This window comes from Streptomyces sp. DS1-CR2 (genome assembly GCF_055760475.1).
Genome location: NZ_CM147085.1, coordinates 4842098 through 4866412 on the forward strand (window position 1 = coordinate 4842098; position 24315 = coordinate 4866412).

At 66.5% G+C, this 24315-nt stretch carries 19 protein-coding genes and 3 pseudogenes; 13 read left to right on the forward strand and 9 right to left on the reverse strand.

From position 1 onward, the window contains the following. Positions 1-10: 10 nt before the first annotated feature. A pseudogene (locus ACY0PA_RS23235) lies at positions 11-697 on the forward strand (ISAzo13-like element transposase-related protein); the annotation flags it as partial. 78 nt (positions 698-775) lie between these two features. On the opposite strand, the gene ACY0PA_RS23240 reads toward ACY0PA_RS23235, so the two are convergent. Then, positions 776-1507, reverse strand: a complete 732-nt coding sequence (locus ACY0PA_RS23240; RefSeq protein ID WP_473086400.1) for a transposase — start codon at positions 1505-1507, stop codon at positions 776-778. 92 nt (positions 1508-1599) lie between these two features. On the opposite strand from ACY0PA_RS23240, the gene ACY0PA_RS23245 reads away from it, so the two are divergent. From ACY0PA_RS23245 to ACY0PA_RS23255, 3 genes are all read left to right on the forward strand, one after another. Continuing rightward, on the forward strand, positions 1600-2028 hold the full coding sequence (locus ACY0PA_RS23245; RefSeq protein WP_473079637.1) for a hypothetical protein: 429 nt from the start codon (positions 1600-1602) through the stop codon (positions 2026-2028). Positions 2029-2129: 101 nt separating this feature from the next. Next, the gene (locus ACY0PA_RS23250; RefSeq protein WP_473079638.1) at positions 2130-3215 is read left to right on the forward strand and encodes an IS630 family transposase; all 1086 of its coding nucleotides are present in this window, start codon (positions 2130-2132) and stop codon (positions 3213-3215) included. A 122-nt stretch (positions 3216-3337) separates the two neighbouring features. After that, the gene (locus tag ACY0PA_RS23255) at positions 3338-4714 is read left to right on the forward strand and encodes an IS1380 family transposase (RefSeq protein WP_473079639.1); all 1377 of its coding nucleotides are present in this window, start codon (positions 3338-3340) and stop codon (positions 4712-4714) included. A gap of 160 nt (positions 4715-4874) precedes the next feature. Here the strand turns inward: ACY0PA_RS23255 and ACY0PA_RS23260 are convergent, their stop codons facing one another. Beyond that, positions 4875-6146 (reverse strand): IS110 family RNA-guided transposase, encoded by a 1272-nt coding sequence (locus ACY0PA_RS23260; RefSeq protein WP_473079640.1) that lies wholly within the window; start codon positions 6144-6146, stop codon positions 4875-4877. A gap of 479 nt (positions 6147-6625) precedes the next feature. Between ACY0PA_RS23260 and ACY0PA_RS23265 the strand changes: the two genes are divergently transcribed. Beyond that, positions 6626-7264 (forward strand): hypothetical protein, encoded by a 639-nt coding sequence (locus ACY0PA_RS23265; protein ID WP_473079641.1) that lies wholly within the window; start codon positions 6626-6628, stop codon positions 7262-7264. A gap of 101 nt (positions 7265-7365) precedes the next feature. Here the strand turns inward: ACY0PA_RS23265 and ACY0PA_RS23270 are convergent. Next, positions 7366-7869: pseudogene (locus ACY0PA_RS23270) on the reverse strand (phosphotransferase); the annotation flags it as partial. A gap of 182 nt (positions 7870-8051) precedes the next feature. Further along, entirely contained in the window at positions 8052-8801 is a 750-nt protein-coding gene (locus ACY0PA_RS23275; protein ID WP_473079642.1) for a class I SAM-dependent DNA methyltransferase, read from the reverse strand. Between the two features lie 581 nt (positions 8802-9382). Here ACY0PA_RS23275 and ACY0PA_RS23280 point away from each other — a divergent pair. The 6 genes and pseudogenes from ACY0PA_RS23280 (at position 9383) to ACY0PA_RS23305 (ending at position 15223) form a co-directional block, all read left to right on the forward strand. Next, complete coding sequence (locus ACY0PA_RS23280; protein WP_473079643.1) at positions 9383-9628, forward strand: NAD-dependent epimerase/dehydratase family protein; 246 nt, start codon at positions 9383-9385, stop codon at positions 9626-9628. 9 nt (positions 9629-9637) lie between these two features. Next, the gene (locus tag ACY0PA_RS23285; protein ID WP_473079644.1) at positions 9638-10189 is read left to right on the forward strand and encodes a WecB/TagA/CpsF family glycosyltransferase; all 552 of its coding nucleotides are present in this window, start codon (positions 9638-9640) and stop codon (positions 10187-10189) included. A gap of 53 nt (positions 10190-10242) precedes the next feature. Then, positions 10243-11376, forward strand: a complete 1134-nt coding sequence (locus ACY0PA_RS23290) for a glycosyltransferase family 4 protein (protein ID WP_473079645.1) — start codon at positions 10243-10245, stop codon at positions 11374-11376. A 101-nt stretch (positions 11377-11477) separates the two neighbouring features. After that, a complete protein-coding gene (locus ACY0PA_RS23295) occupies positions 11478-12803 on the forward strand; it encodes an O-antigen ligase family protein (RefSeq protein ID WP_473079646.1) in 1326 nt (441 codons plus the stop codon). A 480-nt stretch (positions 12804-13283) separates the two neighbouring features. After that, positions 13284-14084 (forward strand): annotated as a pseudogene (locus ACY0PA_RS23300) (HARBI1 family protein). A gap of 488 nt (positions 14085-14572) precedes the next feature. Further along, entirely contained in the window at positions 14573-15223 is a 651-nt protein-coding gene (locus tag ACY0PA_RS23305) for a hypothetical protein (protein WP_473079647.1), read from the forward strand. Positions 15224-15450: 227 nt separating this feature from the next. On the opposite strand, the gene ACY0PA_RS23310 is transcribed toward ACY0PA_RS23305, so the two are convergent. Then, positions 15451-16395, reverse strand: a complete 945-nt coding sequence (locus ACY0PA_RS23310) for an FkbM family methyltransferase (RefSeq protein ID WP_473079648.1) — start codon at positions 16393-16395, stop codon at positions 15451-15453. A 107-nt stretch (positions 16396-16502) separates the two neighbouring features. Beyond that, entirely contained in the window at positions 16503-17756 is a 1254-nt protein-coding gene (locus ACY0PA_RS23315; RefSeq protein ID WP_473079649.1) for a polysaccharide biosynthesis protein, read from the reverse strand. A 390-nt stretch (positions 17757-18146) separates the two neighbouring features. Between ACY0PA_RS23315 and ACY0PA_RS23320 the strand changes: the two genes are divergently transcribed. Together ACY0PA_RS23320 and ACY0PA_RS23325 are read left to right on the forward strand one after the other, a co-directional pair. Next, positions 18147-19523: an IS1380 family transposase gene (locus tag ACY0PA_RS23320; RefSeq protein ID WP_473079639.1), complete on the forward strand. Its 1377-nt coding sequence runs from the start codon at positions 18147-18149 to the stop codon at positions 19521-19523. A 301-nt stretch (positions 19524-19824) separates the two neighbouring features. Continuing rightward, positions 19825-20778, forward strand: coding sequence for a glycosyltransferase (locus tag ACY0PA_RS23325; protein WP_473079650.1), 954 nt, complete (start codon positions 19825-19827; stop codon positions 20776-20778). Positions 20779-21342: 564 nt separating this feature from the next. On the opposite strand, the gene ACY0PA_RS23330 is transcribed toward ACY0PA_RS23325, so the two are convergent. The 3 genes from ACY0PA_RS23330 to ACY0PA_RS23340 all read right to left on the reverse strand — a co-directional run bounded on the left by ACY0PA_RS23330 (position 21343) and on the right by ACY0PA_RS23340 (position 24052). Next, positions 21343-21723 (reverse strand): ISAs1 family transposase, encoded by a 381-nt coding sequence (locus ACY0PA_RS23330; RefSeq protein WP_473079651.1) that lies wholly within the window; start codon positions 21721-21723, stop codon positions 21343-21345. Between the two features lie 85 nt (positions 21724-21808). Further along, positions 21809-22333, reverse strand: coding sequence for a transposase family protein (locus ACY0PA_RS23335; RefSeq protein WP_473079652.1), 525 nt, complete (start codon positions 22331-22333; stop codon positions 21809-21811). A gap of 129 nt (positions 22334-22462) precedes the next feature. Further along, positions 22463-24052 (reverse strand): glycosyltransferase family 4 protein, encoded by a 1590-nt coding sequence (locus tag ACY0PA_RS23340; RefSeq protein ID WP_473079653.1) that lies wholly within the window; start codon positions 24050-24052, stop codon positions 22463-22465. Between the last annotated feature and the right edge of the window lie 263 nt (positions 24053-24315).

Genomic DNA, 24315 nt, shown 5'->3' on the forward strand with positions numbered 1-24315 from the left:
ACGGCATTGGCCGGGCACATCGAAGTGGAACAAAATCGAGCACCGGCTCTTCTCCCACATCACCATGAACTGGCGCGGGCGCCCGTTGACCAGCCACGAAGTCATCCTGCAGACCATCGCGGCGACCACCACCCGCACCGGACTACGGGTGGAAGCCGCACTCGACACCAACGCCTACCCGACCGGCGTCCGCATTGGTGATGCGGAAATGGCTGCCCTGCCACTGACCCGACATGCCTTCCACGGCGACTGGAACTATGCCCTTCACCCCCAGCCCCGCCCCGCCATCTCTGCAGCACGAACCCCGGACGCACCCGAGACGGAGTGGAACCAGGCCCTGCTGTCGGATCCCGCGCTGACCGGGATGTCCCGGCAACAACTGGACGACCTCACCGAGGCCTTGGCCCCCGACGGCGATACCCGACGCGGCCGCCCGCCCCGGCTCTCCTTCCCCGAACAGGTCCTGGCCACCGTGCTCCATCTGCGAGTCGCCCTGGCCGCGGAACCCCTCGCCGTTCTGTTCGCCAGCAGCCGCACCGCCATGCATCGCACGCTCTTGAAGAACAGACGGTTACTCAAGTCGCACGGCATCGTCATCCCGCCCGCGACGACCCCACCCGCCGCCCTCCCAGCCCTCCAAGCCCGGGTCCACGATCAAGCCGGCACATCCATCAACAAGATCAAGACGACGTGTTAATAATCTGCAAGCCCTTTAAGGACTGTCCCGTAATGATCTTGACGTCGGGCAAGGTCCGCTGCCGTGCCGCCTGTTCGACTATCCGACGAGGGTGAGGTTGTGCAGACGGGCGATGCCGAGCATGGCGTGATGGACTCCATCGCCTCTCAGGCGGCAGTCGCGCAGGATCTTCCAGCCCTTCATGCGGGCGAAGGTGTGCTCGACGCGGGCTCGGACTTGTTTGTGGGAGCGATTGTGCTTCTCTTTCCAGGCCGGGAGTTCTTCGCCCTTGCGGCGGCGATGCGGGATGACGAGTCCGGTGCCCTGGTAGCCGCCGTCGGCGATGGTCATCGTGTTGCCAACGGCGGCTTTGGCTCCGGACTCCTCCCAGCCGCGGGAGTCGTGGCGGTTGCCGGGCAGGGGTCGGCCGACTACGACAACCAGGCGGCTGTCGGCATCGATGACCACCTGATGCGCCGTGGAATAGCGATAGTTCTTGGACTGCTCGGCCACCGTGTGGTCGCGGGTGGGCACCAGGGTGCCGTCGACAATGAGCACGGTGTCCTTGCGGAAGTGCTTCCGCTGACGGAACGCAATCATCGGACCGATGTGGTCGATGATCCGGTCTGCGGTCGACTTGGAAACCCCGAACAGCGGGGCAAGCTGGCGCATCGTCAAGTTCGTGCGCCAGTATGCCGTGACCAGCAGGACACGGTCCTCCAGCGACAGACTCCAGGGGCGGCCGCGTTGCTGATCCGCAGCCTGCTCGCGTCGCACCGCGGCTACCAACTTGGCGAAGCACCGCGAGCTCAGCCCGGTGAACGGGCCTATCCAGACACCTCAGGCGTGTAAGAAGTCAAGTTCGCAGCGCTGAGTCCGTGTGTAGCCTGTCGATCTGTTCGAACGGATGAGGGGAGCTGAGGGTGGACGCGGAACGACGGCGCGTGGGCATCCAACTCCCTGAGGGGTCCTGGTGGGACTGGGATGTCATCGCTTGGGACGCTGCTGAGCTGCGGCTGGCGGCCGGGCATGATCTCACCTACTACCACGGCTTGGAGCTGGTCTTCGGCGATCCGACTCTTGTCAGCTGCCCGGCGAAGTTTCTCGATCCGGTGTTCCGCGCGCCGACGAGCGAGGAGCTCGCGAGAGTCACCCGCCAGATCGGTGAAGAACCGCCTGTCCTTGTCGCCTTCGAGGCGGACGCGGGCGGGCTGGAGCCAGTCTCGTGTCTCATCGCGGCGGAGCGAACCGAGGTCGTGCAGGAGACCGTTCTGAGGTACTGGCGCGACGACGTAGCCCCTGGTCAGCGCTTCGCTCCGTGGGTGCGGCCGCCGACGCCGCAGGCGGGCTAGTGATCTGGTTTTGAGGTCGTGGGTCGCCACGTGAGGCGTCCCCTCTTTCAGTTTGCGGCGTTCTGCTGCGGCGGGTAGCGCGCTCGCGCTGTGCTGCGTGGATGGGCGATACCCGGCTGGAACCTGTCGTGTTGTCGGAGGCCGAGCGGCTGACGCTGGAGAGCTGGGCCAAGCGCCGCTCGACCGCCCAGGGACTGGCCGTTCGCGCACGCATCGTGCTGGCGTGCGCGAACGGCTGGAACAACACCGTGGTCGCCGCGCCACTCGGTGTCGGCAGAGATACCGTGCGCCGCTGGCGCACACGGTTCCTTGCCCGGCGACTGGACGGACTCGCCGACGAGCCGCGGCCCGGGGTGCCGCGGACCATCACCGATGCCCAGGTGGAAGAGGTCGTGGTCCGCACCCTGGAGCAGACGCCACAGGGCGGGACGCACTGGTCGAAGCGGGAGCTGGCCAAGGTCGTGGGGATCTCGCCGGCGAGCGTGCTGCGGATCTGGCACGCCTTCGGCCTGCAGCCGTGGCGGACTGAGACCTTCAAGATCTCACCCGACCCGTTCCTGATCGACAAGATCCGCGATGTCGTCGGCCTTTACCTGGCCCCGCCGGCCAATGCCGTCGTCTTCGCGATGGACGAGAAACCACAGATCCAGGCTCTTGGCCGGACCGCACCGGTCCTGCCGATGATTCCGGGAGTGCCCGAGCGGCGGAGTTTCGACTACGTCCGGCACGGGACCGTCGACCTGTTCGCCGCACTGAACACCGCCACGGGCAAGGTGATCACGAAACTGTCCGCCCAACACCGGGCCGTCGACTTCCGCGACTTCCTCGACGAGATCGACCGCCAGACCGACAAGAGCCTGGCGGTCCACGTCATCTGCGACAACCTCTCCGCCCACAAGGCGCCGGTGGTGCACAAGTGGCTGCTCGCGCACCCCCGCTTCCAGCTCCACTTCACCCCGACCTACTCGTCCTGGATCAACCAGGTCGAACGGTGGTTCGCCGAGCTGGAACGACGCTGCCTCACACGCGGGGTGTTCTGCTCACTCGACGACCTCAAGACCGCACTCGAAGAGTGGATCAAGGTCTGGAACGACGATGCCAGGCCCTTCAAATGGACCAAGACCGCCGACCAGATCCTCGACCGCATCTGCCGCTACTGCGACAGGATCTCCGAACCAGATCACTAGCCTCGCGCTTTCACGAGGTGGAGTGTCCGAGGCTTGATCAAATAAGCGGAGAGTGCTCCTGACCTGCAACGATGGGACTTGTCTAGGGTCCTGTTGGCTGCAGGGAAAGAAGCACTCTCCAGGTGAAGAAGCGTATCGGGTCGTACCCGCGTGTCCGCATCGAGGGCGGCGGCCGGGCGGTGGTCTCGCAGGCTGGGGGCGTGCTGCTGGTCGAGACCGTCCGCAAGGCCGGCCTGGACACCGCGATATCAGCGGCGCTGACGCCGTGGCGGAAGACTCGGGCGGTGCACGACCCGGGCAAGATCCTGCTGGACGTGGCCCTGGCGGTCGCGCTGGGCGGCGACTGCCTCGCGGATGTCGCCATGCTGCGGGCCGAGCCGGCCGTGTTCGGGCCGGTGGCCTCCGACCCGACGGTCTCCCGCCTCATAGACACCCTTGCAGCCTCCGGGGAGAAGGCCCTGCGGGCCATCCGTGCCGCGCGGGCTGAAGTCCGCCGACATGTCTGGCGGTTGGCCGACCGGGAAGCGCCTGATGCGGGCGGGACGGTGACCGTCGACCTCGACGGGGTGCTGGTGATCGCGCACTCGGACAAGGAGGACGCCGCGCCCACGTGGAAGCGAACCTATGGCCACCACCCGCTGATGGGGTTCGTCGACCACGGACCGGGCGGCACCGGTGAGCCCGTGGCGGCCCTGCTCAGGCCGGGCAACGCGGGATCGAACACGGCCGCCGACCACATCACCGCCGCCCGACTGGCCTTGGCCCAGCTGCCGAAGAAGTACCGGCGCGGGCGCCGGACGTTGATCCGCACCGACTCCGCGGGCGGCACCCACGACTTCGTCGCCTGGCTCGCTCAGCGGGGACGGTGGCTGTCCTACTCGGTCGGCATGGTGATCACCGAGGCGATCCACCAGCATGTGCTGAAGGTTCCGGCATCGGCCTGGACGGCGGCCGTCGAGGCCGAGGGCGGGATCCGTGACGGCGCCTGGGTCGCTGAACTCACCAGCAACGTTCTGGACGGCTGGCCGGAGGGCATGCGGCTGATCGTCAGGAAGGAACGACCGCACCCCGGTGCTCAGTTGCGGCTCACGGATGCGGACGGCATGCGGCTGACCTGTTTCGCCACCAACACCTCGGGCCGGCCGATCGCCGAGCTCGAGCTCCGTCACCGGCTGCGGGCCCGGGCCGAGGACCGCATCCGCGCCGCCCGGGCCACCGGCCTGCGCAATCTCCCTCTGCACCGCACGGCCCAGAACCGGATCTGGCTGGAGATCGTGCAGATCGCACTGGACCTGCTGGCCTGGATGCCGATGCTCGCACTGACGGGCAAGGCCAGGTGCTGGGAGCCCCGCCGACTGCGGCTCCGCCTGTTCACCGCGGCCGGACAGCTCGTGACCACCGGCCGTCGGCGAATCCTCCGCCTGGCCCGGCACTGGCCCTGGACCAGCCACATCACCACAGCCCTCGAACGGCTCGCACTCCTGCCGAACCCCGGCTGACCAACGGATTCCCGTCCCTACGACAGCAGCTCAACACCCGGAGCAGTGGAACCCGGCGCCACCCCGAGACGACACTCGGGTCCTGGGTATGCACAGCCTCAGCCGACGGCACGAAAACGGTCCACCGACTCCGTCGGCGGACCGTCACGAAACTTCGAGGCTAGGCGGCCACCACCACGGCAGACGCAAGTGGGAAGGCTACGGCCTCATCGAAGCGGCGGCCGTGCTGGAGGCAGTGGTAGAGCTGTCCGATCATGCGGTTGAAGAGGTTCCGCTGGGCGGCTGCGTGCCAGTCTCCCTGGTCCCGGCGGCGTCGGTAGTGGGTCTTGGCGCCGGGTGAGGCTGTGATCGCTGAGAAGGCCCAGAGGTAGCCGGCGTGGTTGAGACGGTCGTTCTTGACCCAGCGTCGGGTGATGCTGGACTTCTTGCCGGAGGCTCTCGTGACGGGCGAGGAGCCGGCGTATGCCTTCAGGCCGCGGGCGTCGGCGAACCGGTTGCGGTCGTCGCCGATCTCGGCGAGCACCCTGGCGCCGAGCTGGAGGCCGAGGCCGGGGAAGCTGAGGATGGTCTCAGCGTCCGGGTGCTGAGGGAAAGCCTCTTCCACCGCCTCGGCGAGCTGGTCAGCAGCAGAGCAGGCGGCCTCCAGCTGGACAAGGAGGGCGAGCATCTGCTTGCCGAGCGCGTCCTCGACCAAGGGCGGCTGGTGAGCCCATTCCACCCGGAAGACGTCACGAAGGCGTTCTGCTTCTGCCTCGATTCCGCGCTGGCGGCCGGCCCGCTTGAGTGCGGCCTGGAGTTGAGTGCGGGTGAGTTGGGCTGCGCGGGTCGGTGTCGGCGCGGCCCGGAGGAGTTCGCGGACCTCGGGCCGACACAGACCGTTCTTCCAGCCATCGGCCGCCGCCATGGCGGAGGGGTAGTACTCGCGCAGCAGCGATCGAAGCTGGTTGGCAGTCTGCTGCCGGTTCCAAGTGGCATCTTGTTGTGCGCGGGCGAGAACGGCGACGGCCCGGGCCAGGTCGCTGTCCTGCGGCAGGGGCCGGTGTGCGTGCATGTCGGTGCGAAGGATGTTGGCCAGGACAAGGGCGTCTCCGGGGTCGGACTTCTTCCGGGAGACAGAATGCCGGTCGCGGTAGCGGGCGGCGGCCATCGGGTTGATCGCGAACACCTGCCGCTTGCCGGTCCGCAGCACGGCGACGAGCAGGCCGCGGGAGGTCTCGATCGCGACTGGGATCGGATCCTCGGCGCTGTCGCCGTACTCGGCGAGCAGCTCCAGCAGGATCTTGTAGCCGTTGGCGTCGTCGGTGATGTGGCGCTTGGCGACGAGCTGGCCGGTGTCGTCGATGAGGGCAACGTCGTGTGTCTTCTCCGCCCAGTCGATGCCGCAGTAGATCAAGACCCCTCCCGGTACTCCTGTGCGTTTGTACGAGCTCATGAGGAACCACGCAGCGACCTAATCCCAGGACTCGACGCGAGGGCCGGTCCGCCACCTCAGTAGCTGTTCGTGGCACCAGCTCACCCCACGTGCCCCGGTCTGCGTTGGAGCTCAAGCGGCTCGGGTATATCGAGAGGTCACCGTGGGGCGGGCTCGCACCACCAACACCAACGAGTGATCAAGCAGGTGGTGTTGACGATGGTGGCGATCGCGAGGGAGCCGGACACCGCCGCTCTGGATAGAGGAATCAAGTGCCCGGACGGCTCAAGGCGTCAGTCCGGCGCCCACGTGACCGCCACCACGGCCATCGGACAGTGCTCGAACAGCCCGTTGGGAGCTACCCCCTGTGGCTGTCGCTATCACCGGATTAGGACGGCACCGACGCCGTGATCACACCAGCCACAACGTGATCGTTTCACTCGGGGAGAAGCAACCCTCGCCCCGTACCTTCTCTGTCTGAGCCGGTCCAGAATGCCGACATGGCCGAAGAAGAGCACAACGAGGCAGATGTACGCTCGTTCCTGTCATGCGCCACCGAGGTGGCGCGGCTGCTGAACCTCGGGAACACGGCCGGCGTGCCAGAGGCCAGCCGCGCGCGGCATCTGGCCCATGCGGCACGCAAGCCACTGCTCGAACGCACCCGTCTGCCCGAAGAGTTCTTCGCTCCGTTGATGGCCGCAGCCGTCTACGACCCGGACCCCAGCTTCTGCCGCTGGTTCGTCGAACCAGCTGTCTACGCATTCGGACGCCGCCGGGTCATGACCGCGCTGCTCGACTATCTACGGACAGGCACGGACGCGGAGCAAGCGGGCGCCAAGCGGGCCTGGTACTGCGCTCATGTGCCGCTTCGCGCGGACCGGTCCCCGGCCTACGCACCGGGCGGAAGTCGCGATCCCGACATGGATGAGTCCCGAGATGTGAGGACGAGTGGGGAGAAACCCTGCGGCGATCAGCCATGTACCCGGGCCGCCCTGAAGCCTGAAGGTGGGGGGATTCCCACCGCAGCGGAAACGCTGTCACGAAAGCGGCGCACACGTGGAATGTGCACCGGCGGAGATTCGGTGAAATACGCGTGGAGCGTCTCGTCCACCTGCGACGGACGGCACCCGAGGCGGTGAGCAAGCTCGGTGACCATCCCATGGGGGTGCGCCAGTTCCCGTACGACCGCCGTCACGTCCGTCCACCGAAGATGCGCGCCTGCTTGCACAAGGTAGTGAACAAGGTCGCGCAAGGGCTGATCCGCGAATGTCGCGGCCTCCCAGTCGACAAGGCCGATCCCCTGGGGAGTCCTTAGGACGTTCCAGGGTGCCAAGTCTCCGTGCGTGATGGAATCGCCGCCGGTATTCGCCGCCCCAAGGGCTTCGGTAATGTTCAGCAACTCACTCCGTGACAGCGGCCCCGCCAGGCGCGAATGGTTCCAGGCAAGGGTCACCACTACGAAGTGATCTCCCACTAGGTCCGCGTAGAGCAGTTCCGGAACATTGAAGGGTAGCCGCATCCCGGGGATCTTACTGAGAAATTCGGCTTCATTGCGGAGCGGGTGGTCGTCGACCTTCCCCATCTTCAGTACGTAGCGCGGACTTCCTCCCTTAGAAAGCGCGGCGACGCATCGTCCGGGCATGGAAGAGTGGATGAAAGCTACACCGTCCGCGTCGTTCAGCAGCGTTCGGACAGGCGGCTCCATGCCAGCCAGAGGGTTCGGGACTCTGGGGCCGATGCTCATGCGCACCACGAGCCTGTCGAGCAGGGCGGCCACACGGCCGATGGGCCGTGAGGGTCGGTCGATGACGCGGGCCGCTGCCGCGGCGTCGCGTCCTCCCGTGGTCCTCAGACCGATGCGCCGTCCCAGCGGTCCGGCGCGGAACAAGCCGCTGTGCCAAGAGACATGCTCTTCACCCACCTCTGTCACCCCACGGCTCTGGCAAAGTACAGCTGCTCGATCATCAGCCTCCTTGTGAGCCTCTGGAGGAGTGGTGAACCGGCGAGGGTATCCGCTCTCCGCAGGGCCGTCTCGGGAAGATGGCGGTGGAGAACTGACGGAAACATGGAGAAGCCGTGCCGACGCGCGGTGCGAAAGCCGGACGTATGCAACAGATCGACGATTTCTCGATGCCGCAGCTCGTTGGGACGCTGCTGCCTGGGCTTGGGTACGCGTACCACGAGTGACCGCAGGCTGGGACAGTGACCGTGATTGTTGAGCACGAGCAGGGCGCCCGGCTCCATGTGCTGTCTGATCTTACGGAGAATGGGGAGTCTCAAATCTTCGGGCGCGTTCAAGAAGAAGCGAAAGATGGTAACGGCCTCATAGGGGCCGCTCAACAGGTCATCGGTCAGTACGTCACCGGTCCTGATGGTGGATTTCGGGCTGGCAACCGCCGCGTGTTGGGTCATCTGGGCAGAGATGTCGAGGCCCGTCAGCTCGTCCGCGACCTCTTCCACTGCATGGAGAATGCGGCCGGTCCCGCAGGCGAAGTCGAGCAGGCGGAGACGGCCCTGTCTTTCGCGTTCTCTTCGCAGCGTCTCTACGAGGACGGGCCGCTCAAGAGACCAGATGTAGTCGTCGTGACTGCCGCTGTCGTAGAGACGATCGTATTCTTTCACGCTTTTCTCGTCGACGAACCGGGTTACGTAGCCATTCCAGCCTGAACTCGTCATGGTGGAGATCCAATCTTTTTGGCGGCAACGGAAAATTGCAATGCTGCACGCGGCACGGTCAACGAGACTAGACCCAGCGGCAGGAAAAGTGCAGGAAAAGTTTGCAGGGGTCACTCGCTTGGCCGTCATGGGCAGCGCTCCCGATGCGAACTGTCCGGTTCTGTGGCTCTGCTCCTTTCCCTTGCCTGTTGCCATTTCGGCCGAGCCAGCCGTTGTCCGCGAACCCCCGGTCGCTTTTTTCTGGGTGATGTCGGGCGATGCGCCGTGCGGGCAGTGCGGCAGGCGTCGTTCGCCATGGTCAGCGCCTCGGCGGCGGCCCTAGTCCAGCCGTGCGCGGCAGGGTCTGCGGCCGCGACCGCGTACGGGGCGCGCAGTAGGTGCTGACCGCACAGTCGCGCGGCCTTGACGGAGCGCCGAGGGGGAGGGACGGCCGTGCGGCAGGTCCATGTGCCCGCATTCTGCCCAACTGCGCCAAGTGGGTGGGCTCATTGGAGCATGTCACCCAATGTGTCGTGAACATACGCTGGTTGAGCAAATGTGTCTCTTGACCGAAGTGATCAGTGAACGCCGAGGAGCAAGCAGTGGCTGACATCGATGCGGTGGTGACGGGGGCCGGAGGGTTCATCGGCGGACATCTGACCCGGGTTCTGCTAGCCGAAGGACGCGGCGTGCGGGCCGTCGACCGGAAGCCGCTCCACGAGTGGCACCAGGTCCGCGACAGCGCGGAAAACGTGGTGAGCGACGCCTTACTGCGGGACACCTGCGCCGAGATCCTGGACGGCCGCGTCGGCGAGGTCTACCACCTCGCGGCGGACGAGAACAGCTAGGCCGCCTGCATGCTCTCCAGCACGTACATGCTGCTCGCGGTCAAGGAGGCTGACGTCGGGCGCTACTTCTATTCTTCGTCCGCATGCTTGTACGCCGCGTACAAGCAGGCGAACGCCGATGTGCTCCCGTTGCGGGAGGAGGACGCCTACCCAGCCATGTCCGAGGACGGCCATGGCTGGGAGAAGCTACTCGGCGAGCGTCTGACGGGCTGGATCCCCGCGCCGGAATCGGACGCAGTCGTCGCCACCACCAACGCTTCCGGTGCCGATCTGGTCTGGGTGGGGCTGTCGACACCGAAACAGGAACGATGGATGGCCGAACACCGCAACCGGCTTGAGGATTCGGCACTGTTCGGCCTCGGCGCCGCCTTCGACTTCCATGCCGGCCTCAAGCCCCAGGCGCTCGGCTGGCTGCAGCAGCGCGGCCTGGAGTGGGCCTACCGCTTGGCGAAGGAGCCGCGTCGCCTGTGGCGCCGCCGTCTCCGCAACAACCCCGCCTATCTGGCGCGGATCGCCCTTCGTCCTCCCCGTCTGACGACGACCAAAGGCGCCCTGTCATGAAGATCGCAGTAGTCCACAGCTTTTACGCGTCCGGACAGCCCAGCGGCGAGAACGTGGCCGTACGCGACCAGGTGCGCGCGTTGCGCGCGGCGGGCCACGACGTGAAGCTGTTCGCTGCTCACACCGACGAACTGGCCCGGGATCCCTTCTACCCGCTGCGGGCCGCGGCGCGCGTGGCGTCCGGTCGGGGACACAACCCCCTCGCCCGGCTGCGGGTGTACGCCCCCGACGTCGTGCACGTCCACAACCTGTTTCCCAACTTCGGACGTTCTTGGGTGCGGGAGTGGCAGGGGCCCCTCGTGGCGACGCTGCACAACTTCCGACCCCTGTGTGCTGCGGCGACGCTCTATCGTGCGGGCGCCGAGTGCACCCTCTGCCTTGACGGCGAGCGGTGGGCAGGCGTGCGGCATGGCTGCTATCGGGCCTCGCGCGTGGCGACGTTTCCGTTGTCGTGGGCGGGACGACACGGCGCGGCGGCCGACCCGCTGCTCGCACGAGCAGACCAGCTCATCGTGCTGTCTGCCCTCAGCCGCCGTACCTATGTCCGAGCTGGCGTGCCGCAGGAACGTCTCGCTCTTGTGCCCAACTTCGTCCGCGCACTGGGGCATGAGGTGGCGCCCGCCCCAAACGGACGCTGGCTGGTGGCTGCTCGTCTCAGGGCCGAGAAGGGCGTGCTGGAACTTCTGCGCCAGTGGCCGGAGGGCCAGCCGCTGGACGTCGCGGGCGATGGCGAGCTGCTCGCTGCTTGTAGGGCCGCAGCGCCCTCGTCGGTCCGTTTCCTCGGCCACCTCGATCGCGATGATCTACGCAGGCGGATGCCTTCCTGGCGCGGTTTGGTCTTTCCCAGCCGCTGGTACGAGGGAGCTGTGCCGCTGGTGTACATCGAAGGCCTGGCGGCGGGACTGCCGGTGATCGCCTTCGAGGGATCTGCGGTCGCTGAGGCAGTGCGCGACAGCGGCACTGGCTTCGTCGCACAGTGGGACAAGCCCCTCGACCGGCTCCTCGCTGAGGCCGTCGCCACGTTCCCGGAGCTGCGTGCCCACTGCCGTCACGTATACGCGAACCACTTCACGGAGAGGGCCTGGACCACCCGTATCGGCAGGACCTATGAGGCGGCAGCGCGCGTCACCAACCGCTGCATCGCGGGGGCTGTAGAAAAGGCAGCTGATGAGTCGACTTGTTCGTGAAGACGGGAGTATGCGTGCCGTACCCGAAAAGTGTGATGGCCGGATGTGCGGAAATGAGTCACCGTCCGTCTGAATCTCGTGGGTGCCCCCAAAATCCCGCCGTGGACCGTCAAATGATCGCCGGGGTCGCGGTGGTCGCCGTTCTGCTCACGGGGAGCCGTTGGATTTCATACGTGCCCGTGGGGCCGCTCTACATCAGTGATGTCCTGATGTGTGCGGCTTTTCTGCGTGTCGCCTGTTCAAGGTCGGATTCCCCTAAGCGGACAGGGCGTACCCGTGGGCCGGGAATCCTGGTCGGGCTGCTGCTTCTGATGACAGCGCTCCACCTGCTTGCCGTGCAAGCTGATGTACGGCTGGCGGCTCGTGATGCAGCACCTTTCGCCTATGCTGCGATCACCTATTTTTCTGCGAGCGCCTATCAAAGGGCGAGCGATCACGGCAGAGAGAGAACGGTTCAGTTGCTGCACGGCGGACTGCTCCTGCACTTCGGGTGGCTAGCGGTGGCCACGTTTGCACCGGAATTTGCCGCGACGATGCCTCAGGTAAGTGTCAACGCTAGGATGATGGGGATCAGAACCGATTTCGACGTGGCCGTGCTCGGTGTGCTGGCTGGCATGTCGATCGTTCGAATGAGGCGTGGGAGGGTCTGGGTCCACGCGACGGTAGCGACTGCCGCCCTCGTACCGGCCTTTGCCCTGCCCTCCAGAGCCGGCATCCTCGCGTGTTGCGCGTGCGTGCTCGTGGCCGTCCTGCTTAGGTCGGGAAAGGGTGGACGTCTCAACGTTCGCGCGGTGCTGGCCGCTGCCGCCGCCATCCTCGCCCTAGTGGCGGTGCTGCCGCTCACTCCTGGTGGCCAACGCCTTCTCGCCACCGACGGCGGCAGCGCGACGGCTCCCAGAGAGGTCGTGGAGGGCGCGGTGGGCACCAAGCGCGCACGGTTCACTGCCTGGAACCGAGTCATGACGTACACCCTGGACGACCCCGTCCGGGCGTCCATCGGGGTCGGCTTCGGGACCAACTTCATGGCGCTGTCCCGTGCCGATCTGCCGCTCCGAGGCAGAGGCGAGGACAAGGCCGACGGCGTGCGCTCACCCCACAACTTTCTGCTGACGGTGCTCGCCCGGCTCGGTTTCGCCGGCCTCACGGTGGTCGCCGCCTTGATCGCTGCTCTTCTTGTCGTCGTCGTCCAGACAGTGCGCAGTGGGCCGCCAGACGAGCTGACGTCGCTGTGCGTGCTCCTAGTGCTCTCGATTTTCATCGTGGCACTATTGGGTGTCGTATTGGAGTCACCTTTCGGTGCTGTCCCCTTCTTCTGGGCGGCTGGAATTCTGCTCGCGGGCCACCGGTCGCGGCGAGGTCGTCGGCGAAGGGAATCGGAAGAGAAAATCCTTCCCCGTACGGCTCGCGTGACGGCGGGCGTCGGCTGAAAGAGGTTCTTGGCTCTCCGCTCACCGTGCAGGGAAAGGGGCGGGCGGAGACCTGCCGAACGCCAACTTGAACCCTGGTCGGTGACGTGATGGCGGAGGATGCGCAGGGTGCGGGTGAAGAAATCCGGTCCGGATCATGGTTCGCTTGCCGGGCGGCCTGGTGCATCAGGTCCCGCAGGGCGTGGTGGACCAGCAGGAACGCGAAGATCTCTTGCTCCACCCCGCGGGGGTGCTGCGAGTGCAGGACGAGGTGGTGCCCTCCAAGATGGGTCTTGATCTCGTCCAGCGTGGTCTCCATCGTCCAAGCACACTGAGTCTTTCCCGGTAACGGGTCGTCGCTCGCTGTGATTGCGATACTGGGTGCTGCGCCCCCGCGAGCCCGAAGTCCGGGCAGGCGTAAGGCCCCTGGTAAGAATGATCTTGCGACAGATTGTTCTGACCGAGGGGCCTCACGTGTCGACCAGTGTCACATACACCGCCATGCTCTATGTGAAGCGGTCCACCGCCGAGCATCTGGCCCAGCTGCTGCGCGACCACCGCATCGCGGCCAGGACTCGCAAGGGGCGGCGTGCGCTGGGCTGCTTCCGGCAGGCGGTGCTGATCCTGCGCTGGTTCGTCGACGGTACCCGTTTCTCCCAACTCGCCTGCGACAACGGCATGTCGACGTCTACCGCCTACCGCTATCTCCACGAAGGGCTGACGGTCCTGGCCGCCGGGGCGCCAGACCTGGCGGCCGCCCTGGAGCGCGCGAAAGAGGCCGGATTGACGCACCTGAACCTCGACGGCACCGTGATCCGCACCGACCGCGTCGCCGCTCCCGGCCCCAACGGCGCGGACCTGTGGTGGTCCGGAAAACACAAGAACCACGGCGGGAACGTACAGGTCATCTCCACCCCCGGACGGCTGGCCGATCTGGGTCTCGCCGGTTCGCCCGGGCAGGGAACACGACACCACCTGCGCCCGCCACCACGGCCTGATCGACGCGCTCAACCGCATCGCCGCCGAGCTGGACATGCCGACCCTGGTCGACCTCGGCTACGAGAACGCCGGCAACGGCTTCCGCCACCCGCACAAGAAGCCCGCCGGAGGTGAACTGACCGAGGTCCAGCAGACCTACAACAAGTCATCCGCGGCATCCACGGCGTCTGCGAGCGCGCCAACTCCCTGCTCAAAACCACCTTCAAGGCCCTGCGCCGAGTCAACCTCGACATCAGCCGCATCACGAAGATCGCCGCCGCAGCCCTCGTCCTGCTCCAGCTCGAGTACGACCGCACCATCTGAACGATCACACAAGGTCGTGATCCATTACTGGGAAAGGCTCACTGCGCTTATGGATAGTCAAAGCAGCGAGGGGACACCGATAATTGGCCGTGAGGGTCTGCAGCGGTTGGTCGTTGTGGCCTTACGGTTGCGGGGCTGGCTGAGCGACGAGGGGAACAGGTCGTCATGCGCGACGACAGTGATGTCGGCCCCAGAGAACGATTTTGGTGGTGCCGGACGGGCAGGTGTGGGCAGCGCTGTCGGAGGCGAACCGGCAGGCGGTGGTAGGGCAGTTGGTGCGGCTGGCGAGCCGCGCGTTGGCGGCCGCCGCGACGGCGAGTGAGCGGAACCGACGATGACCTCGGTGATGCCGTGGGAGCGGCCCGGCAGCAAGATCGACGACCGTCACCTGCAGCGGCTCGCAGTGATCTACCTGTTGACTGAACTACCCGGGGAATTTGTGCAGTTCAGGGGATATGTGTGTGTCTGCGGGTCTACGGTCCCTGACCATGGCTGGATGGGACGGAAGGGAGCCCCGGGACCTCGCGGTGCTAACGGTTCCGATGGTGGGCTCGGTGGAGGAGACGGGCGATCCCTGGGAGCCGTACCGATTACTCGGCCCAGGCGGTGTGGTCGTCGCCTCGGTCGCCGAGCACCTGAAGGATCTGCAGGCGATCGGCCGACCGGAGACGCCACAGCGGTCGTACGCGCTGGCGTTGCTGCGCTGGTTCCGTTTCCTGTGGGCGGCGAAGGTCAGGTGGGACCAGGTCACTCGCATCGAGGCCCGCGACTTCTGCCGCTGGATGCAGATCGCCGACAAGCTGGACCGGGTCCACTGGCGGCACCAAGACCGGGACGCGGCCGCGAGCACGTCGCCCGCTGCCGATCGGGTCCCGGGAGCGGCCAATCCAGTGACGGGCAAGCGGTCGTCGGGCAGGAAGTACGCGCCGACGACGCGCGTGCGCAGAGAGAACGTGCTGCGGAGCTTCTACGACTTCCACCGTGACGCGGGCTCCGGGCCGATCATCAACCGCCGGGGTGGACGGGCCCACGTTCACCACAACCCGATGGATCCTTATCGCGCCGAGCGGAGCGGCCTCTACCGCCCCAAGGTCGCCACCCGGGCGCCCCGCAGGATCCCGGACGATAGTCGACGATGACTTCTCCGACATAGGCTGGCAGGGTACCGGGTCTTCCACGCCGTGATCACCGGTTCGATCAATGCCCACCGTTCATCGGACAAGTCGCTCTTGTAGGGCTTGCGGTGCTCACGCAACCACTTCAGCACGGCCCCGGGCCAGCGACCGGCCACGGGCCCGCGACGCCACACGTTCAGGCGACGGCAGAACAGATATAAGCTCACATACCGCCCTCTAGCAAACCACCGCTAGGACAGCCTCTCGGCGTCGATGCGGGAGAAGACGAGGTCACAGTTCTCCATGACAGGCCGCCGCCAGCGGGCGGGCAGCACGGGAGCGCCCAGGGCCTGTGGATAGCTACTGGGGTCGTAGTGGTTGTCGAGGCGGTAGAGGTGGAAGCCGCGCTGCAGCAGCGGGTCGATGACGTTGCGCACCGAATCGCCCTGTTTGGCCAGTCGTTCCGGGCCCACCTCGATAACCAGCTCCGCGTCGGGCCGCAGCCGGTCCAGCACGGGGGTGAGTCCGCGGACGACCGCGGCCTCGGCTCCCTCTACATCGATCTTGATGAGCCTCGCTCCGCGCAGTTCTTCCTCGGTGAGGATCTCCGGCAGGGGCTGCGCGGACATGTCGAAGGTCAGCTGAGCGGCCCTGGCCGGGCGGACGACGGTCGTCGCTCCGAGGTTGCTGGCGTCCTCCAGATAGAAGGTGAGGAGCTTGGCGGTGTCTGAGGCAGCGGTGTTCACGCTGCGGACGTTGGTGCACTCGTTAGCAAGCAGGTTCTCCGTCAGGACCTCGTGGAAGCGGGGGGAAGCTTCGATGGATACGACCCGACCGCGGGAGCCGACCTGGCGCGAGGCGAGTACGCTGAAGTAGCCGATGTTGGCGCCGACGTCGATGAAGGCGTCTCCGGGCCTCAGCCGTGCCTGCATCCAGTGCGTCAAGTGCGGCTCCCACACACCGAACAGATACAGGTACCTCTGGATAACGTCATGGGTGTCGACGGCGAAGACCGCGCCGAAACGGGTCCGGGCGGTGCCCGTGACAGGACGCTCTCGGAAGTCCCTGTTGAGCAGCTTCACCGTCTTTCTGTTCAGCCACTGCGCGACAGGGTGGTGTGGTCCGACCGCGCCCCGCCCGTAGCGCACGTACGAGTGCAGGAGAAGACGTCCTCGAGCAGGAATGGGAGGAATCACGCGGGCTCCTGGAATCGTGGGTGTGCGGGACTGCTGGAAGGTGGGAGGGGGCGATGGCAAGGGGGAGCGCACCCCGGGTGCACCCGCTGTTGGGTGACGCAATTGCGTCACGCACTGCGGAATACCTTGCGGAAACACGGGATGGTGATGCAGACCGTGTGCGAAGCAACGGACGCGACCACCGGGCCGGCCGGGCCGACTGCCCAGGCCAGGGGAACCGAGAGGGCCAGGCTGGCGAGGGCCATGAACACGTACCGGACGGCCAGGAAGCGCAGGGCAGCAGGCTGGGTCAGCCACATGGTCACCGGGCTGACGATGGCGTGTGCCAGGAGCAGTGCGGCGAACGCCGCCATCAGACCACCGCTCGCACCTGCGCCTCCATGGGTCATCCAGCCCGTCACGGAGGGGCCCACGGTCACCAGGCCGACGCCGACCAGCAGAGCACCTGAGCCGAACCAGAAGGACAGTCTCGCCAGTTCAGCCTTCGGCACCATGATGCTGTCGCGTCGCTGCCGTACGAACAGGTTCCACAGTGGCACCGCTGCGGCGTTGACCAGCGCCCAGGCAGGCGTGTACAGCTGGGCTCCCGCGGAGTAGACCGCGACGGCGGTCGCGTCGGCCGCATGGCTGAGGATGAGCCGGTCGGTGCCGTAGGCGCAGGCCGTGGTCGCGTTGATCAGCATCACCGGACCGGCCAGATGGACGATCCGTGTGCCAACCCACCCTGGTCGGAGGCTGGTCACGACGATGCGCAGCACCGGCATCCGAAGGATCCGCCCAGCGATGATGAGCCCGGCGAGACCGGCCATGCACTGCCCGAGGAATGCTGCCATGACGAAGCAGTACGTGGGGGCACCCCGGGCGGCGGAGAGCAGGACGAGGCCCAGAGCCAGGAGGTTGCCGCCCGCCTGCAGGAGCGCGGCCACGTAGGCGCGCCGGAGGGCGATGAGGGAAGCGCTACCCAGAGCCAGCGGCATGCTGCAGCCGATCAGCACGGCTGCCGCGGCGACGCATGCCCTGGCATCAGGGGCCGAGGTGGCCCCCAGCAGGGTGGCCTGCGCTCCGGTGCCGATCAGCGCCAGGCCCCCGGCAGCGATCAGTATGCCCGCGCACATCAGAAACCGGGCTCCCGAGGCGATGGTGCGTTCGATACGTCCGCGGTCGCCTGATCTTCCACAGTCGGCCTCAACCGCGTCGATGAGTGCTGCGCCGACGCCTAGGTCTCCGATGGGAAGGAGTGCGGGCAATGTCACGATGAGGGCGAACAAAGCATAGTCGGAAACCCCCAGCGTACCCACGATGGTATGGCCCGAATAGAGGGCGCAGAAACCCGAAACGGGCAATGCGGCGGCCCTCGCCAACAGAGAGGGAAGGGACGCACGCAGCAATGGAGAAGCCCCGAGGCCGGCTTCCCTCCGGAGAGGCGCCGACCGCCGCGCCAGTGAGACCAATGGAGTCTCCCTTCCTGGGTGGCGCCGCATTAGAGAATGTCGCACTCGGAGGGGACCAACAGATGGACGACGCCAAGTCAGCCCGGAACGAGGGTAACCAGAGCAGGGGGCCGACGCCCGGTAGCGGCACGACGTGAGTGCGGCCCGGGTCGGTCTCATGGAGGACCTTGGAAATTAACCTCGCGCTTTCACGAGGTGGAGTGTCCGAGGCTTGATCAAATAAGCGGAGAGTGCTCCTGACCTGCAACGATGGGACTTGTCTAGGGTCCTGTTGGCTGCAGGGAAAGAAGCACTCTCCAGGTGAAGAAGCGTATCGGGTCGTACCCGCGTGTCCGCATCGAGGGCGGCGGCCGGGCGGTGGTCTCGCAGGCTGGGGGCGTGCTGCTGGTCGAGACCGTCCGCAAGGCCGGCCTGGACACCGCGATATCAGCGGCGCTGACGCCGTGGCGGAAGACTCGGGCGGTGCACGACCCGGGCAAGATCCTGCTGGACGTGGCCCTGGCGGTCGCGCTGGGCGGCGACTGCCTCGCGGATGTCGCCATGCTGCGGGCCGAGCCGGCCGTGTTCGGGCCGGTGGCCTCCGACCCGACGGTCTCCCGCCTCATAGACACCCTTGCAGCCTCCGGGGAGAAGGCCCTGCGGGCCATCCGTGCCGCGCGGGCTGAAGTCCGCCGACATGTCTGGCGGTTGGCCGACCGGGAAGCGCCTGATGCGGGCGGGACGGTGACCGTCGACCTCGACGGGGTGCTGGTGATCGCGCACTCGGACAAGGAGGACGCCGCGCCCACGTGGAAGCGAACCTATGGCCACCACCCGCTGATGGGGTTCGTCGACCACGGACCGGGCGGCACCGGTGAGCCCGTGGCGGCCCTGCTCAGGCCGGGCAACGCGGGATCGAACACGGCCGCCGACCACATCACCGCCGCCCGACTGGCCTTGGCCCAGCTGCCGAAGAAGTACCGGCGCGGGCGCCGGACGTTGATCCGCACCGACTCCGCGGGCGGCACCCACGACTTCGTCGCCTGGCTCGCTCAGCGGGGACGGTGGCTGTCCTACTCGGTCGGCATGGTGATCACCGAGGCGATCCACCAGCATGTGCTGAAGGTTCCGGCATCGGCCTGGACGGCGGCCGTCGAGGCCGAGGGCGGGATCCGTGACGGCGCCTGGGTCGCTGAACTCACCAGCAACGTTCTGGACGGCTGGCCGGAGGGCATGCGGCTGATCGTCAGGAAGGAACGACCGCACCCCGGTGCTCAGTTGCGGCTCACGGATGCGGACGGCATGCGGCTGACCTGTTTCGCCACCAACACCTCGGGCCGGCCGATCGCCGAGCTCGAGCTCCGTCACCGGCTGCGGGCCCGGGCCGAGGACCGCATCCGCGCCGCCCGGGCCACCGGCCTGCGCAATCTCCCTCTGCACCGCACGGCCCAGAACCGGATCTGGCTGGAGATCGTGCAGATCGCACTGGACCTGCTGGCCTGGATGCCGATGCTCGCACTGACGGGCAAGGCCAGGTGCTGGGAGCCCCGCCGACTGCGGCTCCGCCTGTTCACCGCGGCCGGACAGCTCGTGACCACCGGCCGTCGGCGAATCCTCCGCCTGGCCCGGCACTGGCCCTGGACCAGCCACATCACCACAGCCCTCGAACGGCTCGCACTCCTGCCGAACCCCGGCTGACCAACGGATTCCCGTCCCTACGACAGCAGCTCAACACCCGGAGCAGTGGAACCCGGCGCCACCCCGAGACGACACTCGGGTCCTGGGTATGCACAGCCTCAGCCGACGGCACGAAAACGGTCCACCGACTCCGTCGGCGGACCGTCACGAAACTTCGAGGTTAAATGCAGGTTTATCTGCCAAATTCCGGGAGGTCGGCGTGTCCGGTTCGTCGTCCAGGGCGATGGCTGCACCATCCCTGTATGCGAGCTCTGAGAAGTGGCAATACAGTTCTACTCGGCATGCGCCCCGGAGCCGTCGTATGCACAGTGTCCTGATCGCCGTGCCGACTCTGGGACGGCGCCCACTGAACCCGCTGCTGACCGAGTTGTCCAGGCAGGCGGCCGAGGTATGTCCTCTGGGATATGCGGTCGAGATCGTGCTCTTGGACAACTCGGCCGACGGCTCTGTCGGAACCCACATCGCGGCCGTCCATGACGCCCACTGCCGACGCGTGTTCCGCCGCGGGTACTCCCAGGTGCGCAACGCCGCCCTCGACATGGCCGCCGAATATGACGCCCTTATTTTCATCGATGACGACGAAATTCCTCTCCAGGGCTGGTTGCAGGCCCTGCTCGAAGGTGCGGACCGGTACGGTGCCGACGTTGTCTGGGGGCCTGTCCGTGCGGTGGTTCCGCCGGGCTCTCCGCGCTGGGTGGCAGGCGGCAAGACACTGCGCCGCGCATGCCCGAGGCCCGACGGTCCTCTGTGCCGGGGTGTGGCCGGGTCGGGCAATACCCTGCTGCGCATGGCGGCGCTACGGGAAACGGGGCTGCGCTTCGAAGAGGACTTCGACCTGTCCGGGGGAGAGGACACGGTGTTCTTCTCCAAGGTGGCCCGCGTCGGAGCCTGCATCGTGTGGATCGGTGCGGCTTGGGTCGTGGAGACTCAGGACCCGGACCGGCTCACGCTCAGAGGACTGATGAAGCGTGGTTATCGTCGCGGTGCCGCAAGTGCCTGGGCACAGCGGGCACTTGAGGAAAGGTGGGGCCTTCGCCTATTCGCACGGCGTTCAGTGAGGGCGGCCCGGGGCGTTGTTCGCATCATCGGCGGTACGGCAGTGTTCAGGTCCTCGACTGTGGCCCTGGGAGCCGAGGATCTGGCCTACGTGAACGGGTGGGGTGCCACGGTGTTCCGTTGCCTCTTCCGAGCCCGTCGTGCGTCATTGACTACAGGCATGGCGCCTCTTCACGAGCGGGTGCCTCCTCATCCCTGAGTGGATGGATTCGTCTCCTATGCAGGCCTCATAGGGGCGACGTTTTGCGTTTGAGCGGCCCTCCGCCGTTCCTGGAATCATTGACCCGCGTTCCCCGTAATCGGGGGTTCTGGAAGCATGGGCGGGGTGAAGTTGTAGGTCAGTCCCCCTGATCCCTTTTGGGTACGCCTTGCTGGCGAGAAAACATGATCGCGGTGCCTGCCCGCCGGCCCGGATGTCTCGTTGGGACGTTGAGCCCGTAGGCCAGTCTGGCGCCGGGACCGCAGCGGGGCCACGCACTGTTGCCTTCGAGCACGCCTGTCAGATTCGCGTTCCCCCTGCGGTCCCACGGGCACAGGCATGATGCGTGCTCAGGTGGTGAGACCGAGTTCGCGCAGGGCGTCGGCGGGGGTGGTTGCGGTAGTGGTCGTGAGCGGCTGCGTGGTTGGTCCATCCGGCGAGGTGGGCGAGGCTGATCGCGAGGCTGCAGAAGGTGGCCAGGGTCCTGGGGAGGCTGCCGGTACGGGCCCTGCTGGCGTCCTCGGCGAAGGTCACGTCACGGACGACGTGCTGGGCCTCGATGGATCACTGACCGCGAACGCAGCGGGCGAGGGTGGCCGCGTGGGCTGCGTCAAGTGCGGTGGTGACGGCAAATTCGGCGACGGCGTGGGTTTTCCCGTCGCCTCTGCCGGTGGTGTACCGCTCGATGAGCAGGGCCTGCGTGGCGTGCGGAAAGCGGACCTGGCCTTCGGTGAGGGGCTGCACGCACACGGTATGGATCTCGTGGGTCCCGCTGTTGGCCTCCTTGGTGCGGTGCACGGTGATCGCGTCGTTGGTGTGTTCGTTCCCGTCGAGCGCATCCAGCTGAGTGAAGAGCGTGGGCCGGTTCTCCTTGACCGGGAAGAGACTGAAAGCGCCGCGTCGGTGGGCGGCGACGGTGTGCAGGGTGTCCGCGGTGACGATCACGCCGGAGATATCGGTGACCAGGTCCAGGGCCGGGGCGACGCGCAGGGTTTCGCGGGCTTGCGGCGCAACTCCCCCTGGGCGAGCATCACGCCGGGGTCGGTGAGGTAGACGCCCAGCAGATGCAGCTGGTGCCCGTCGGCGTCGCGGGCACCGCGCACGTCTTGCCGTCCGCCGCCAGTTGCAGCACCGGCACCTCGCCGGCGATTCCGGCCCGCGGGTCGGCCGCATGTGCCTTCATGAAACGCCCGACCGCGGCGTCCAGCGCGTCGTCGGCCGCACGGGCCAGTGCGCGGGTCAAGGCGGTGGTCACTGGCAGGCGGCCCGGATCGCCGCCGGGCACTTCCAGCGCCGTCAGGGCACCGGCCCCCTGGCCGTGGGCCCAGCGGATTACTCTGCGCACCGAGCGGCCCCTGCACAGCAGGGCGCAGCCGACCAGGCCGAGCAGTATCGGCCAGGCGTGAGTGACCAGGTGCGGTGCATGCGGGTCGGGCACGTCGCGGACCGCTTCCAGTAGCGGCGGGAGTCGCTGCGCAGCACACAACTCGTCTGGAGCGAAGCCGAGTTGATCGGCGAGTTGGCGCGAAGCAGGCAGGTTCGGGCTGCATGACACACGGGCGCGGCCTTCGTGATCACGCTGAGTGTTATCAAAGTGATCATGAACGGTCGCGCCCTTCGAAGTTCAACGACCCCTGCCCGCCCCCGACATATCGCGCAGCGAGCACGCATCAGGCCCGCGTTGTCAGTTGAGCATTGAGGGGACGGGAGCCGCTGCTCCGCCTCGTTCGGGGCGATCAACAGACAAAGCGGTAGCAGATGGTCTGTCGGTGGGAAGGATGGCGTAGTAGAGCTTTTCGGCGATCTCCGCTTTCGCCGCCCATGTATGTTTCCGAGCCCACGCAAGCGCTGCGCGTCCCATACAGCGGCGTGCTTGTTCGTCACTGAGCACACCACTGAGCGCGGACGCGAGACGCTGTGGTAGATCGGCTGGGCTGCCGAGGGGCACGGAGACTGCTCCACCTGGTGCGGAGAAATCACCGATGCCGTGGTGGCCAAGATGTACCACAGGTACGCCTCTGGCGCATGCCTCCAATGACTGCATGCTGGAGGAGTCTCGCAGGCTCGTCATCAGAAACGCGTCGGCATCATCGTAGACCGTGAAAACTTGGTTCCAGGGCAATCGGCCACGGAATTCGACGGATTCATTTACTCCCAGGTCCAGCGCGAGTTTTTCCAGGGCATGCCGCAGAGGCCCGTCGCCGAGGATCACGAGGCGCACATCGGGGTTTTCTGACCGCAGGTGCGCGATCGTCCGCAACGCTAGCTCGGGGGCTTTGATCGCGGTCAAACTGCCCACCCACAGAACGGTGGGAGGCCGGGCGGGGCGGGCCCACTCCTCCTCCGCCGATTCTCGGAGCAACGATTCGTGGATGCCGTCGGCAAGCATCAGACTGGTATCCGTACGGCCCAGGCGACGAGCCGCTCGTTCTGTGTCTCGGTTGGTGACCAGCACTGCCGCTGCCTCGCGGAGCGTCGCACGGCACAGCGGCAGGTGGCCGAGACAGCGAATCCGCAAGGACCGCAGGGATTCCTGGAAATATGCGTTGCCCAAGTAACGTCGGTGACTGTGCGGTGCTGTCTGGCCACCGCCGACCGGGCCGAACACCAAGGGCGGGCCCAAGCGCTGCAATGCACACCCGCCTTGCAGGGAACCATAGGAGACGTGGTGCACGAGGTCGGCCCCATCGAGTCCCTGGCTGCGGGCGTAAGCCAAGGCCCGGCGCTGCCAGCCGTCGTAGCGCCGGAATTCTGTGACCATGCCGCTCAGCCAGTCGGGCAGCATTGCGATCCAGGAAGGGATAGGCGGTACCGGGATGGCGTGCGGTTTGATCTGTTTTCCCGCCGGTCCCATTTCCTCTACTTGATGCATAATTTGCTGCGCGTTTCCGGCGTAGGTCAACACCTCTACTGTGTGCCCCCGCCTCGCAAGCGCTTCCGCCCAACCCCACCCAACGGCTGGTTCACTGCCACGCGTTGGATCGCAGGCGTACGCGACCAGCACGATACGCAGGCCTCTTGACGCGGTGTGTAGTCCCGAATCTGTCTGTCGCGTGCTGGTAGAAACTTCTTCGGCCCTCGCTGTCACGGGGCAGACCTCAAAGGGTCCGGCTTCGTTCACCTTTTTCTGGTGCATGAAGTCCTCTCCGCCCGCTGTGGGGCCTCTCGAGGCAGCGATGCGTGGGTGACAATAGAGTGGATGGTCGTCCCGAGGCCCGACCTGGTGTTTCAGAGTATGGTCTGGTGCAGCGGTAACCCGCCGTTCTCGTTTCATTTCGCGAAGCCGTTCCCCCGTTCGGCTCCTCGAAAGATGGTGCTTGCCATGCAAACTGATTGCCGACAAGGACGACGTCCCGAAGCTGACGACTGATGATCCCTGTGGTATGCCGTCTTCATGAGGTATGCGCAGGGCGGCGGACTGATCGCTGAACGCCGTCCGCTCAGTGAGGAGTTCCTGGTGAAGGATCTTGGCGCTGTGTCCGCCCTCATCCCAGCGTTGCTGTAGGTAGTCGAGGTAGGGGTCCAGGCCCGGGCGTA

What these genes read in the sequence shown, in the direction of transcription:
- ACY0PA_RS23285 (WP_473079644.1), top strand. Translation starts at nt 9,638, where the DNA reads ATGCTCTCCAGCACGTACATGCTGCTCGCGGTCAAGGAGGCTGACGTC.
- ACY0PA_RS23260 (WP_473079640.1), bottom strand. Translation starts at nt 6,146, where the DNA reads ATGAGCTCGTACAAACGCACAGGAGTACCGGGAGGGGTCTTGATCTAC.
- ACY0PA_RS23265 (WP_473079641.1), top strand. Translation starts at nt 6,626, where the DNA reads ATGGCCGAAGAAGAGCACAACGAGGCAGATGTACGCTCGTTCCTGTCA.
- ACY0PA_RS23325 (WP_473079650.1), top strand. Translation starts at nt 19,825, where the DNA reads ATGCACAGTGTCCTGATCGCCGTGCCGACTCTGGGACGGCGCCCACTG.
- ACY0PA_RS23250 (WP_473079638.1), top strand. Translation starts at nt 2,130, where the DNA reads ATGGGCGATACCCGGCTGGAACCTGTCGTGTTGTCGGAGGCCGAGCGG.
- ACY0PA_RS23340 (WP_473079653.1), bottom strand. Translation starts at nt 24,052, where the DNA reads ATGAAACGAGAACGGCGGGTTACCGCTGCACCAGACCATACTCTGAAA.
- ACY0PA_RS23305 (WP_473079647.1), top strand. Translation starts at nt 14,573, where the DNA reads ATGGCTGGATGGGACGGAAGGGAGCCCCGGGACCTCGCGGTGCTAACG.
- ACY0PA_RS23275 (WP_473079642.1), bottom strand. Translation starts at nt 8,801, where the DNA reads ATGACGAGTTCAGGCTGGAATGGCTACGTAACCCGGTTCGTCGACGAG.